The sequence below is a fragment of the Shewanella avicenniae genome (genome assembly GCF_017354945.1).
GTDB lineage: Bacteria > Pseudomonadota > Gammaproteobacteria > Enterobacterales > Shewanellaceae > Shewanella > Shewanella avicenniae.
Genome location: NZ_CP071503.1, coordinates 4,125,216 through 4,139,222 on the forward strand (window position 1 = coordinate 4,125,216; position 14,007 = coordinate 4,139,222).

The 14,007-nt window shown below is 49.3% G+C and carries 12 protein-coding genes; 8 read left to right on the top strand and 4 right to left on the bottom strand.

The genetic code is table 11. The features are described from left to right. Nucleotides 1-53 precede the first annotated feature (53 nt). On the bottom strand, nt 54-347 hold the full coding sequence (locus JYB87_RS18270; protein WP_207354846.1) for a hypothetical protein: 294 nt from the start codon (nt 345-347) through the stop codon (nt 54-56). 203 nt (nt 348-550) lie between these two features. Next, a complete protein-coding gene (locus JYB87_RS18275; RefSeq protein WP_207354847.1) occupies nt 551-1,600 on the bottom strand; it encodes a glycosyltransferase family 9 protein in 1,050 nt (349 codons plus the stop codon). 85 nt (nt 1,601-1,685) lie between these two features. On the opposite strand from JYB87_RS18275, the gene JYB87_RS18280 reads away from it, so the two are divergent. Beyond that, nucleotides 1,686-2,417: a 3-deoxy-D-manno-octulosonic acid kinase gene (locus JYB87_RS18280; RefSeq protein WP_267459555.1), complete on the top strand. Its 732-nt coding sequence runs from the start codon at nt 1,686-1,688 to the stop codon at nt 2,415-2,417. 47 nt (nt 2,418-2,464) lie between these two features. Here the strand turns inward: JYB87_RS18280 and waaA are convergent, their stop codons facing one another. Next, entirely contained in the window at nt 2,465-3,736 is a 1,272-nt protein-coding gene (gene waaA, locus JYB87_RS18285) for a lipid IV(A) 3-deoxy-D-manno-octulosonic acid transferase (RefSeq protein ID WP_207354848.1), read from the bottom strand. A gap of 92 nt (nt 3,737-3,828) precedes the next feature. Here waaA and JYB87_RS18290 point away from each other — a divergent pair, with 92 nt between their 5' ends. The 6 genes from JYB87_RS18290 to JYB87_RS18315 all read left to right on the top strand — a co-directional run bounded on the left by JYB87_RS18290 (nt 3,829) and on the right by JYB87_RS18315 (nt 10,036). Next, complete coding sequence (locus JYB87_RS18290; protein ID WP_207354849.1) at nt 3,829-4,470, top strand: TetR/AcrR family transcriptional regulator; 642 nt, start codon at nt 3,829-3,831, stop codon at nt 4,468-4,470. A gap of 184 nt (nt 4,471-4,654) precedes the next feature. Further along, nucleotides 4,655-5,848, top strand: a complete 1,194-nt coding sequence (locus JYB87_RS18295; RefSeq protein WP_207354850.1) for a glycine C-acetyltransferase — start codon at nt 4,655-4,657, stop codon at nt 5,846-5,848. A 20-nt stretch (nt 5,849-5,868) separates the two neighbouring features. Beyond that, nucleotides 5,869-6,894 (top strand): L-threonine 3-dehydrogenase, encoded by a 1,026-nt coding sequence (gene tdh / locus JYB87_RS18300; RefSeq protein WP_207354851.1) that lies wholly within the window; start codon nt 5,869-5,871, stop codon nt 6,892-6,894. A 166-nt stretch (nt 6,895-7,060) separates the two neighbouring features. After that, entirely contained in the window at nt 7,061-7,369 is a 309-nt protein-coding gene (glpE, locus tag JYB87_RS18305) for a thiosulfate sulfurtransferase GlpE (RefSeq protein WP_207354852.1), read from the top strand. Continuing rightward, nucleotides 7,362-8,192: a rhomboid family intramembrane serine protease GlpG gene (gene glpG, locus JYB87_RS18310; protein WP_207354853.1), complete on the top strand. Its 831-nt coding sequence runs from the start codon at nt 7,362-7,364 to the stop codon at nt 8,190-8,192. The genes glpE and glpG overlap by 8 nt, the downstream gene beginning before the upstream one ends. A gap of 116 nt (nt 8,193-8,308) precedes the next feature. Continuing rightward, nucleotides 8,309-10,036 (top strand): M1 family metallopeptidase, encoded by a 1,728-nt coding sequence (locus JYB87_RS18315; protein WP_207354854.1) that lies wholly within the window; start codon nt 8,309-8,311, stop codon nt 10,034-10,036. An 80-nt stretch (nt 10,037-10,116) separates the two neighbouring features. Here the strand turns inward: JYB87_RS18315 and elbB are convergent, their stop codons facing one another. Continuing rightward, nucleotides 10,117-10,767 carry an isoprenoid biosynthesis glyoxalase ElbB gene (gene elbB, locus JYB87_RS18320; protein WP_207354855.1) on the bottom strand — a complete coding sequence of 217 codons (651 nt, stop codon included), beginning with the start codon at nt 10,765-10,767 and terminating at the stop codon, nt 10,117-10,119. A 385-nt stretch (nt 10,768-11,152) separates the two neighbouring features. Here elbB and polA point away from each other — a divergent pair, with 385 nt between their 5' ends. After that, the gene (gene polA / locus JYB87_RS18325; protein ID WP_207354856.1) at nt 11,153-13,912 is read left to right on the top strand and encodes a DNA polymerase I; all 2,760 of its coding nucleotides are present in this window, start codon (nt 11,153-11,155) and stop codon (nt 13,910-13,912) included. Nucleotides 13,913-14,007: the final 95 nt, after the last annotated feature.

Genomic DNA, 14,007 nt, shown 5'->3' on the forward strand with positions numbered 1-14,007 from the left:
ATCAACTGATAAAAAAGGCCAGCAATGGCTGGCCTTAAATTGAGCAACGAAACTTAGTTAGTACCTGTAGTACCTGTAGTACCTGTAGTACCTGTAGTACCTGTAGTACCTGTAGTACCTGGAGTTTCATCATTGTTGTTGCTATCAACAGCAACAGCAACGCCCGCAGCTGCGGCAACGCCCACAGCAACCATACCAGTAACACCTAAACCACCGAAGCCAGCAGCACCAGCGCTACCAGCAGCAGCACCACCAGCAGCAGGTGCTGGAGTAACTGGATCAGCGGCCATTGCAGAACCCGCGAACAATAATGATGCGGTCAACATCGCAATTGCACTTTTTTTCATAGTAAACTCCTTGTAGATATATATAAAAGTTGTGCAAACGAATTAAGTGAAACCGCGAAACGGGTACTGACACTATTCGTTACAGCAAAAACTGTTGTAAATGTAATCTGATCACATTACAAGGTCAAGTACTTGATCTTCCATACGGCTGTCAATACTTCAATAGTCGCCCGAGTAATTCACTGATAACAGAGCAGTTAATTTCATTGAGGTGAAAAATCAACCATTATTTTATCAAACAACAGACAAACATTTTCAACGCTAATTTTCTCCATTAAATGCTCGCCTTTGGCACGTTTGCCCCAAGGAATATCTTGGTCGGGAAACTGCTCCGCAATCACTTGCTCATAAACGCTGGCGACATAATCGCGATAGAGATAAGGGCCGGTGCGACCGGGATTAGAATGGGCGTATAAACCTATGACAGGAGTGCCCTGAGTGACAGCCATATGCGCAGGGCCGGTGTCTGGCGCCAGCACAATCGTGGCCCGTTTTAGCACTGCCAGCAGCTGCACCAAGGAGGTTTGCCCGACCAGATTGGTCAACTCAGATTGGCTATGTTTGATGATATTGGCCGCTAAATCTTTTTCTAATTGCGCAGGGCCTCCGCACAAATACACTTTAAAGCCTTTGGCCACCGCATAATCTGCAACCGCAGCATAGCGCTCCGGCAACCAATTGCGTTCCGCTTTACTGGCGGCAGCGCATATCACCAAGGCTTTTTCATCACTCGGCAGTTGTTGCTCGGCAAACGCCATATCTGATTCTGGGATGGGAATATGCCACTGCGGCGTTAAATCCGTCACACCGATTTTTTCGGCAAACCCCATAAAACCTTCTAACACATGTGGTGTTGCGAGCGGCTTGACCCGTTCATTGGTTACTAGCCATTGTCCTTCTTTAGCGCGAGCGCGGTCAAAACCAATCCGCACCTTAGCCTTAATCATCCATGAAGCAATCGTCGCTCGAGCAGCGACTTGCATATGCAGCAGCACATCAAATTTACGCCCACCAAGTTTACGTTTCAGATCGCCGTAGCTCTTCCAGCCCAAAGATTTATCGAAGATGACAAAATCTACTCCCGGCAGATGCTTCAGCAGTTGATATTCCACCTTACCAATCACCCAAGTGATCGGCAGCTGCGGATATTGCCGCTGAATGGCCTGCACCATAGCAACTGCATGGCAAACATCACCAATCGCAGACAGACGCAGAATACAGAGAGATTTCATTTGGCTTGGGTCAAAACGCATCGGATTTATCAAGGCTTATTAAGTGCAAGGCTCAGATCTTAATGTAGAATGGCGTTAGGTGCTAACGCTTTAGATACTCATTAAGATGCAGTTAAAAAAAACCGCCTACGGCCAAATCGCTTTTTGTCATGACACCCCCGCTGACATCAGCCCCGAATGGTTTACCGAAACCTTCTGGCGCCAGCAAAACGCGGTGGTAGGCAGCTCCAGTGGCCGCAATATCACTTGGTTTGTTGCGCACGATAGTGAACGTTGGGCACTGCGCCATTACTGGCGTGGCGGGTTAATTGCCAAACTGATCAAAGACGCTTATCCGTTTTCTAGTTACGAAAGCACACGCGCCTTTGCCGAGTTGCAACTGCTCGAACAGCTGTATGATGAAGGCTTTGCCGTACCTAAACCTATCGCCGCACAAGTGGTGCGCAGTGGGTTTGTGTATCGGGCTGATATTCTTACGAAACTTTTGCCGAATGCGCTGGACTTGGTGGGCTTGCTAGCAGAACGCGCATTAACCGATGCTGAGTGGCAAGCGCTGGGACAACTGATCGCCAAGTTCCACCAGCGTGGTGTATACCATGCGGATCTCAATGCGAAAAACATTCTGTTAAGCAATGGCCAGTTTTACCTGATTGATTTTGACCGCGGTGAACTGCGCGATGCCACGCCCGACTGGCAACGCAGCAACATGGAACGGTTACTGCGATCGTTTAGAAAAGAACATGGCAAACAGCCAACACTGGCGTTTGATGAACATTGTTGGCAGCATTTAGTTGCTGGCTACCAACAAACTAATCCGATTGGGCTTGAGAATATCTAATACCGAGCGGAATAAACTGCGCACGTTAGCTTTCACCTGCGAGTGCGCTACTCGTGCGTAATCTGATTCAGCAGCGGCGCAGCCACCGCAAATTGCCGAGCGAGCGTACCGCGATTAATCTCGACTACTTTTAAGCCCGCTTGGCCTGCGGCGGATTTTTGTTCAGCATCACTCAACAAATTTATCGCAGCGCGAGCCATTGCTTCGCCATCCGCCACAATCTGCATTGCGCCCGCTTCTTGCAAAATGGTGCTGATCTCTAAAAAGTCACGATAGTTTGGCCCTTGCAGAATTGGTAATCCTAATGCTGCGGGTTCCAGCGGATTATGGCCGCCCATCACAATCAGCGAGCCACCAACGAAGGCTAAATCACCACACGCATACCAACCGAGCATTTCGCCCATGGTGTCGCCGAGTAACACTTGCGTTGTTTTGATGACCGGTTGCTGCGCACTGCGACGCACGCATTCGAAACCAGCGTCATTAATTGCGCTGGCGGAATTATCAAATTGCTCCGGATGGCGCGGCACCATAATGAGCAACGCATCAGGCCAGCGCTGCAAAATCTGCTGATGACACTCAAGCACCGCAGCAAACTCGCCGGGATGCACACTGCCTGCGACCCACACCGCCGAACGTTGCCAGTGCTGTTTTAACGCTTGATATGGCGCTAGTTGTGCGGCATCAAGGGTTAAATCGAACTTCAAACTGCCACAGATATGCACCCGCGGTTGTGGTACACCGAGGGATATAAAACGCTGCGCTTCTTCAGGAGTTTGCACCGCGATTAAATCGAGTTGCTTAAGCATCGGGCCGCTCAGCTTAGACCATTTTTCATAGCCAAGTGCCGATTTGGCGGACAAGCGCGCGTTAGCCAGCATGATGTTGGCGCCTCGCTGTTTGCTGTAATGCAGTAGATTTGGCCACAGCTCAGTTTCCATCACAATCAGCAACTTAGGCTGGATTTGGCGCAAAAAACGTTTGATACACAGCGGCAGATCAAACGGCAGATAACAGTGCTGCACGCTGTCGCCAAAGGCTTTGGTGACCAGCTTTGAGCCGGTAGGGCTAGTGGTGGTCACCGTGATAGACAGCTGCGGATACTGCTGTTTTATCTTTTTGATGAACGGAATGGCGGCTTGAGTTTCGCCCATTGATACGCTGTGGATCAATACATCGCTGCGCTGCAATCGCGTCAAACCAAATCGCTCCGCCCAACGGCCGCGATAATCCGCGCTTTTGATCGCACGAATCGTTAAATAAATCAGCAATATTGGCGTAAGCAGGTACAATAAAAACGAGTAGCAAATGCGGTTCATGCGCGTTATCAATCAGGTTCACCACCAAAGCGGTAATGGTAACATAGACGCGCGCACCACATAAGCAAGGCCCTATTGATTCAAGGATTGCCATGAAAACCCGCGACCGTATCATTCAAGCGAGTATCCAGCTCTTTAACGAACACGGTGAACGCAGTACCACCACCAATCATATTGCCGCCCACTTGGGTATGAGCCCCGGCAACCTTTATTACCATTTTCGTAATAAAGAGGACATCATCCTCAGCATTTTCCAGCAATATGAGCAGCACTTAGAATCGGCGTTTCAGCCCTATCACGATGAACCGCTGAACTTAGAGTTGCTAATCAAATACTTTGATGCGGTATTTTACGCGCTGTGGCAATTCCGCTTTATTTACGCCAACTTAGCCGACATTTTAAGCCGGGATGAACAACTAAAAGCACGCTATCTCAAGGTACAGACCCAGCTACAAAACCATGTTTGCGCGCTATTGACTCAGCTGTGTAACGATGGCTTTTTGAAAATTGAATCGGCCCATATTCCTGCACTGGCGGATACGGTAAAGATGATTGTCAGTTTTTGGATCAGCTATCAACTCACCCAAACCACCATGAAAAGCATCACCAAAAGTGCCATTTATGATGGGGTACTTCGACTTTTGATGCTGTTTCGCGCCTATGCGACTCAAAACTCATTCGAGACGATTGACCGTATCGAACAACACTATCTTAGCCTTGCTCAAAGCAACTAATTCACCAAAGTACCTTACCGCAAGCTGACAGCATCAGATTAGATTTTTTTATGAAATTCGCCGTAACGCACTAATCTTGCTAATAGCGCTACGGAGAGGCTAAAAATCGCTGTGGCGGCGGTTTAATTGGGGTTAAAATGCCGCCAATTCCACAAGTCAGCATTATCAAAAAGGGAGACTGAACGTGGCATCTTCTGCATTCTACCAACAGATCCAACAACAACTCGAACAAACCAAAGCGGACGGTCTTTATAAAAGCGAACGCGTTATCGTATCGCCACAACAAACCGCCATTACCGTAAACGACGAAGAAGTGATTAACTTCTGCGCCAACAACTATCTAGGGTTAGCTAACCATCCAGCGCTGATTGAAGCGGCTAAACAAGGGCTTGATGATCATGGCTTTGGCATGGCATCAGTGCGCTTTATTTGCGGCACTCAAGATATTCACAAACAGCTGGAAGCTAAGCTGTCTGCCTTTTTAGGTACCGAAGACACTATCCTGTACTCATCATGCTTTGACGCTAACGGCGGTTTATTTGAAACACTGCTGAGCGCTGAAGACGCGATTATCTCTGACGCATTGAACCACGCTTCCATCATCGACGGCGTACGTTTATGTAAAGCCAAACGCTTCCGCTACGCCAACAACGATATGGCCGATTTAGAGCAACAACTGATTGCCGCCAAAGATGCTGGCGCGCGCCATATTTTGATTGCCACTGACGGTGTGTTCTCAATGGACGGCGTGATTGCCAACCTCAAAGGTGTGTGCGATTTGGCTGATAAATACGGCGCACTGGTGATGGTGGATGACTCTCACGCGGTGGGTTTTGTTGGCGACAAAGGCCGTGGCACTCACGAATATTGTGACGTGATGGATCGCGTAGACATCATCACCGGCACACTCGGCAAAGCCCTTGGTGGCGCGTCTGGCGGCTACACTTCTGGTAAAAAAGAGGTGATCGACTGGCTGCGTCAACGCTCACGTCCTTACTTATTTTCTAACTCGTTGGCGCCAGCAATCGTATCGGCCTCAATCAAGGTGTTAGAACTGCTAGAAGACGGCGCAGCACTGCGTAACCAACTGCGTGAAAACGCGAAATATTTCCGTGAGCAGATGTCCGCCGCAGGCTTTAACTTAGCCGGTGCGGATCACGCTATCGTGCCGGTGATGATTGGCGATGCCAAACTAGCGGGCGATTTTGCTAACAAACTGCTCGAAGAAAACATCTACGTGATTGGCTTCTCGTTCCCGGTTGTACCACAAGGCCAAGCACGTATCCGTACCCAAATGTCGGCCGCGCACACTAAAGTGCAGCTGGACCGCGCCATTGCCGCCTTTACCCGTATCGGTAAAGAGATGGGCATTATCTAAGGCGAGCATTGAGAGTCATCATGAAAGCATTAAGCAAATTAAAGCCTGAACAAGGCATCTGGATGGTCGATGTTGAAAAGCCGGAAATGGGCCCGAACGACCTGCTGATCAAAATTCGCAAAACCGCCATTTGTGGCACCGATGTGCATATCTACAACTGGGACGAATGGTCACAAAACACCATTCCAGTACCTATGGTGGTTGGCCATGAATATGTCGGTGAAGTAGTCGGCGTGGGTAGCGAAGTTCGTGGTTTTAACATTGGCGATCGCGTTTCTGGTGAAGGCCACATCACTTGCGGCCACTGCCGTAACTGTCGCGCGGGTCGAACCCATTTGTGCCGCAACACCTTTGGTGTGGGGGTAAACCGCGAAGGTTGTTTTGCCGAATATCTGGTGATTCCAGCGTTCAACGCCTTCCGTATTCCAGATGACATCAGCGACGATTTAGCCTCTATCTTCGATCCATTCGGTAACGCAGTGCACACTGCGCTGTCGTTTGATCTAGTTGGCGAAGATGTGTTGATCACCGGCGCTGGCCCTATCGGCATTATGGCGGTGGCGATCTGTAAACACGTGGGCGCACGCCACGTGGTGATCACCGACGTGAACGAATACCGCTTAGATCTGGCGCGCAAAATGGGCGCGACCCGCGCGGTTAACGTCAGCAAAGACAACCTCAAAGACGTCATGAAAGAGCTGAAGATGACCGAAGGCTTTGACGTGGGCTTAGAGATGTCTGGTGTACCCTCTGCGTTCCACGCCATGCTGGACACCATGAACCATGGCGGCAAAATCGCCATGCTGGGGATTCCTGGCGGCCAAATGGCAATTGATTGGAGCAAGGTGATCTTTAAAGGCTTGGTCATCAAAGGTATTTACGGCCGTGAGATGTTTGAAACTTGGTACAAGATGGCCAGTTTGATCCAATCTGGCTTAGATATTTCACCCATTATCACCCACCACTTTGCGATTGATGACTTCCAAGCCGGCTTTGATGCCATGCGTTCTGGTCAATCAGGCAAGGTGATATTGAACTGGGAATAACCATCCCTATCAGACACACGTCTTTGCATCACCGCTTTGGGCACTGTACTCACGCAGTGCCCTCAGGCAAAATGTGATCAGTATCAACAACGACACCAACATATTGCTAGGATAACTGCTGGTAAGCATAAGGTTGTTAGGTGTGATTATTTTATCGGGCGAGACTATGTCGACTTACAAGATCTTAAATATTGCTGAGCTGAAACAACGTATGCAACAGGGTGAACGGTTGCAAATTATCGACATTCGCGATTCTGGCAGCTTCGAACAAGCGCATATTGCCGGTGCTCAGCGGGTTGGCAATGACAACATCAGCCAATTTATGGCGCAAGCCGATCTTGATGCGCCACTGGTGGTGGTGTGTTATCACGGTATTAGCAGCCAGAGCGCCGCAGAGTATCTGCATCAACACGGTTTTGAAGACGTTTACAGTCTTGCCGGTGGCTACACCGCTTGGGCAGCGGCGAATGCTTGAGATTGGTCGACTACCATCCCAACGTGCCGCAATGGCACTGACCGATTATCTGAAAAGCCAAGGCATATCAACGCACATTGAGCACGCCGCCCAGGGCGTTATTATCTATGTCCTCAATGAGCGCGATGCTGCGCAAGCTAAACGCGAATTCAATAACTTTATCCATAACCCGATGGATGGCAAATATCTGCAAGCCTCATGGGAAGTGGGCGATAGTAAAACTCAGCTCGATTACGGCGCGCCGGGATTACAGTTGCTCAGCCAACTGATCACAGGTGCAGGGCCAGTTACGCTGATTACCTTAATGGCATGCGTGGCAATTTATATTGTCATGCTGTTTGTGCCTGAGACTATCTTCAATGCGCTGTCGTTTTTCGGTGCCAGCAGCGACAGCCATTGGCAAATTTGGCGCCTATTCACTCCAAGTTTGCTGCATTTTTCGCTGCTGCATATCGCCTTTAATATGCTGTGGTGGTGGTACCTTGGTGGCCGCATAGAAAACGCCCTCGGCAGCGGTCGCTTATTACTGCTGCTCATTGTCGCCGGCACGCTACCGAATATGGTGCAATTTTTCTTTAGTGGTCCCGATTTTGGCGGGCTCTCAGGTGTGGTCTACGGCTTGATTGGCTACAGCTGGGTGATGAGCCAATGGGCGCCGCAACGCGGTTTAGTGCTGCAACCATCACTGATGGGCTTTATGTTGCTCTCCCTCGTGCTCGGTTTTAGTGGCGCGATGGGCGATAACATTGCCAACAGCGCCCACTTAGCGGGATTACTCGCCGGTTTGCTGCAAGGTTGGCTCGACAGTCGCCGCAAAAGTTAATCTCCCACGCTCTGTTCACAATGTTGAAACGATTCGCAACAGTTTTGCCGTAGTGATGCTTAGCGTCGCACGGCACAATGAGGCTCGATCAATAAGAATAACGCCTGAAAGTTGCTATGAAATCCTACGCTTACCTATTTGCACCACTACTCACATTGGCAGTCGCAGGTTGTGCCAGCAGCACCGACAAACCAACGCCCGAGAAACCGCTCTATACAGAGCTCACGAAAGAGTCCGGCGGCGATATGCCCGCCACTCAAAAAGAATTATTGTTCAAACACGCAGAATTGCATTGGCAGGTATTTCCTGAAACCCAAACCATTGCAGGCCATGCGGTATTACGTTTTGCCGCTAAAGCGCCGCTTGAACAAATCTCGGTGGATCTAGACCGCGAATTATCAATCAGCCGCATCGACATTGATGGCAAACCGCTAGCAGCAGAGCAATGGAGCAATCCTGAAGGCCGCGTGTTTATCACCCTGCCACAAACGGTAGTTCAGGGTGCGGAATTTACGGTTGCAATTGATTACGCTGGTAAACCTCATCAAGCCAAACATGCGCCGTGGGACGGTGGTTTTGTGTGGAGCAAAACTCAAGATGGCCAACCGTGGATTGCTACTGCCGTGCAAGGCGAAGGCTGCGATCTGTTCTGGCCGTGCATCGACCAACCGATGGGCGAGCCGTTAGTCGCCGATCTATTTATCAAAGTACCGGCACCGCTGGTCGCGCCATCCAATGGCAAATTGATTGATGTAATCGAACAAGATGGTTGGAATACCTATCATTGGCAAGTTCAGCAACCTAATACCTATGCCGTCGCACTCAATATCGGCCCGTACGAAGAGTTGCAAGCGGATTACCACAGTAAATACGGTCATCAATATTCGATGCAATATTGGTATCTGAAAGGCGATAAACAAGATGCTAGTGTGCTGTTTCAAGAATTTCCCAAACAGTTGGAATTTTTTGAGCGTTACATCGGCCCTTACCCGTTTTGGCAAGACAAAATGGGCGTTGTGAATACACCGCATCTGGGCATGGAGCATCAAACTATCAACGCCTATGGTAACCATTACGCCAAAGGCGTGTTTGGTTACGACAGCTTGCTGCAACACGAACTGGCCCACGAGTGGTTTGGTAATCAGCTGACCAATGAAAACTGGGACGATTTCTGGCTGCATGAAAGTTTTGCCACTTATATGCAACCACTTTATGCCGAGTATCTGCACGGCAAAATGGCCTATGACGCACAGCTTTACGGGCTACGTGCCAAAGTCACCAACAAAGCGCCAATGGTATCGGGTAAGTCAAAAACCGAAGAAGGCGTTTACGATGAAAAACGCGGCCCGGGGCAAGACATCTACAATAAAGGCGCACTGATGCTACACACGCTGCGCAACTATCTCGGTGATGACAAATTCTTCCGTGCGGTGCGCGAGTTGGTGTATGGCACACAGGATCCGCAATCGGGCAACTTCAAGCCGATTTACAGCAACACTAAAACCTTTATTGCTATCGTCAATCGCATCAGCGGTGAAGATATGACAGGCTTCTTTAACACCTATCTGTACCAAGCCAAGTTGCCACAGCTAGTGAGTCAACGAGAAGGTGGTGTACTGAAAATACGTTGGCAGCAAACCACTGGCGAATTGACGCTACCAGTTGAAGTGTTGGTTGACGGTAAGCTGTTCACGGTATCAATGCCTCACGGGCAAGGAGAGTTGGTCATTGGTGATGCCGATAGGATTCAACTTGACCCACAGCAAAAGCTGTTAAAAGACGAACCTTACTTTGCGCAATACCAAGCATGGATAAAGGCGCAAAAAGCGAAGGCAAAACCTTAACAGCCATATGAGAGGCAAAAATAAAATGCCGCAAACGCTTCAGAATTTGCGGCATTTTTAACAGCCAATATTTGCTGAACTTAAGCGAGTTCCAGTACCTTCGCCACCAGCTTTTCAATGCTGTTATGCACTTCGACAATATTGCCGGCCAGCATGTAAGCGGGAGTACTCACCACTTTGTGCTCAAGGTCAACCACAACATCATCCACCTTGGCAGATTGATGCTCGCCGCCCATGGCGTTAAAAGCCGCCGCAGTGTCTGCGTCAGTACCGATAGTCCCTTTCACACCTGCACCATAGAGCAATGGCATCATCATCGGCGAGATACAGATAAAGCCGACGACTTTCTTCGCGGCAATAAACTGGCCAATAAACTCCGCCACTAATGGTGACAGCTGGGCATCGGCTCCCTTGATGGCAAAGTCACACAGATTTTTCGCGGCACCAAAACCGCCAGGGATCACTAAACCATCAAATTCGTTCACGTCTAACTCTGTGGTGGCTTTTATCTCTCCGCGGGCAATCCGGGCTGATTCCACCAGCACATTACGGCTTTCGTTCGCTTCTTGTCCGGCGGCATGATTTATCACGTGCATTTGTGCGATATCCGGTGCAACGCATTGATAACTCGCCCCCGCTTTAGCAATCGCCAACAGGCTCAATACCGCCTCATGGATCTCGCTACCATCGAATACGCCACAGCCACTCAGCAGCACAGCTATTTTCTTCATTAAAAAATCCTTCTTATGTCATTTGGGTTTAACCAATATGTTACAAAACTGTTGATCTGCTCAAAAATCATGCTAACTTATTCCACCTGTTCCAGCGAGAGATTGTTCGATATCTCTCCGCCGTAAATCTGGAAATGGAATTTTAGAAATCCACAGATAGGAATTTTTAAGCAAAGTAAAGCACAACTCACAAAAAAAATTAAAAATATTCAAAAACAGTAAGTTAGCTACAGGGATGATTTAGCATTTCTCCTTTTTTCCACGCTGTTAATTTTTTCACTCACAGACTTATCCACAGGCTGGGAGGATTTTGTCGTGGCTCAAATTTCGCTTCTATGGCATTCTTTAACGCTAATTCAAATAGCTAAAAAACGATTGCAACACTATGCCAAAAATCGCTGACAACCCACTGATCCTTGTTGATGGATCGTCTTACCTTTATCGCGCCTATTATGCACCGCCACATCTTACCAACTCAAAAGGTGAAGCCACCGGTGCCGTGTATGGGGTTGTCAACATGCTGCGCAGCCTACTGTCTCGCTATACTCCCACCCAGATGGCCGTAGTATTTGATGCCAAAGGGCCGACCTTTCGCAATGAGATGTACGCCGACTACAAGGCGCACCGTCCACCAATGCCTGATGATTTACGCAGCCAAATTGAGCCTCTACATCAAATCATCAAGGCACTAGGTCTGCCGCTTTTGTGTGTTTCTGGTGTGGAAGCCGATGATGTGATCGGCACTCTCGCCAGCCAGGCCAGTAAAGATGGCCGAGCGATTTTGATCAGCACTGGCGATAAAGATATGGCGCAGTTGGTGGATGACAACGTCACCTTAATCAACACCATGACCGATACCATCATGGGCCCCGAAGAGGTTGCCACCAAGTTTGGGGTTGGGCCGGAGTTGATCATCGACCTGTTAGCGATGATGGGTGATAAAGCGGATAACATTCCTGGTTTGCCCGGCGTAGGCGAGAAAACTGCACTGGCGATGCTTACCGGTCTTGGTGGCGTCAGTAAGTTATTAGCCACCCCTGATGATGTAGTTGCAATTGGTTTTCGAGGTGCCAAGACCATGCCGCAGAAAATTCGCGAGAACGCTGAGATGCTCAAGCTGTCCTACGAGCTAGCTACCATCAAAACTGACTGCGAATTAGATATCAAATGGGATGAACTCAATATTCAACATCCCAATCGCGATGAACTGATCAAACTCTATGGCGAAATGGAGTTCAAACGTTGGCTCGGCGAAGTGCTCGATAACAAAGCACCACAAAACGCTCACAACGAAGCCGCCAGCGCCGAAGATGTGGCAGAAACCGCCGCGGTGGAAATCGCCTATGACACCATTCTCACCCACGAGCAGTTCGATAGCTGGCTCGAGCAACTGAGCAAGGCGGATGAATTCGCCGTGGATACCGAAACCACCAGCCTTAACTACATGGATGCAGAGCTCGTCGGTTTATCTTTCTCTATCGAGCAAGGCAAAGCGGCATATCTGCCGTTAATGCACGATTATGCAGGCGCACCAGCCCAGCTCAATAAGGCCGAAGTCCTCGCCAAATTAAAACCAATTTTGGAAAACCCTGCAATTGGCAAAATTGGCCAAAACCTTAAATATGACATCAGTATTCTGGCCAACGCTGGCATCAGCCTGCAAGGCGTGCGCTTTGACACCATGCTCGAATCCTACGTGTTCAACTCTGTCGCTTCACGTCACGACATGGACGGCATGGCGCTGAAATATCTCGGCCATAAATGCGTCAGCTTTGAAGATATTGCCGGTAAGGGCGCGAAGCAAAAAACCTTTAACCAGATTGAGTTAGAAACGGCAGCGCACTATGCCGCTGAAGATGCTGATATCACCCTGCGTTTGCACCAACACCTGTGGCCACGTTTGAGCAAAGAAAGTGGCCTGCCAAGTGTGTTTACAGACATCGAGCTACCGCTGATCACTATCTTGTCGAAAATGGAACGCAACGGCGTACTGATCGACAGCATGTTGCTGGGGCAGCAAAGCGAAGAGCTGGCACGTAAGATTGACGAGCTCGAACAAAAAGCCTATGAAATCGCCGGCGAAGAGTTCAACTTGGGCTCCACAAAACAGCTGCAACAGCTGTTCTTTGAAAAGCTCAAGTATCCGATCATCAAAAAAACGCCAAAAGGTGCGCCATCAACTGCGGAAGAAGTGTTAGTCGAACTGTCGCTCGACTATCCGCTGCCCAAAGTGATTTTGGAGCACCGCAGCCTGACCAAACTAAAAAGTACCTACACCGACAAACTGCCGATGATGGTCAACGGCAAAACTGGCCGAGTACATACCAGTTATCACCAAGCCAATGCTGCAACCGGTCGTTTGTCATCGAGCGACCCAAACCTGCAAAACATTCCGATCCGCACCGAAGAAGGCCGCAAGATCCGCCAAGCCTTTATTGCGCCAACGGGTCGCAAAGTGTTGGCAGCCGACTACTCACAAATTGAGTTACGGATCATGGCGCATCTGTCGGGCGATGAAGGCCTGTTAACCGCATTTGCCGAAGGCAAAGATATTCACCGCGCCACCGCCGCCGAAGTGTTTGATGTGGCGTTTGAAACGGTTACCTCTGAACAACGCCGTCGTGCCAAGGCGGTTAACTTTGGTTTGATTTACGGTATGTCGGCCTTTGGTTTAGCCCGCCAGTTGGATATTCCGCGCAGCGAAGCCCAAAGTTATATCGATACCTACTTTAAACGTTACCCTGGCGTGATGCGCTACATGGAAGAAACCCGCGCCTTGGCCGCTGAACAAGGTTATGTATCGACACTATTTGGCCGCCGTTTGTATCTGCCGGAGATCAAAGACCGCAACGCCATGCGCCGCCAAGCCGCTGAACGGGCCGCGATTAACGCCCCAATGCAAGGCACGGCCGCCGACATCATCAAGAAAGCGATGATTGCGGTGGATAAATGGATTAGTAGCGAGCAACGTGATGACATCACCATGGTGATGCAGGTACACGATGAATTGGTGTTTGAAGTGGACGAGCAAAATGCCGAAGTATTGACAGCCAAAATCTGCCAATTGATGGCCGAGGCAGCTGATCTTAAAGTGCCGTTGCTGGCAGAAGCAGGCATTGGTGACAGCTGGGAACAAGCCCACTAGCTACTCTTAGCGGATTTCTGCAGAAAACATCTGTTCTCAAAAAAGCCATCAATTGATGGCTTTTTTATTTTTATTCAATCAATTAGCAATAAATT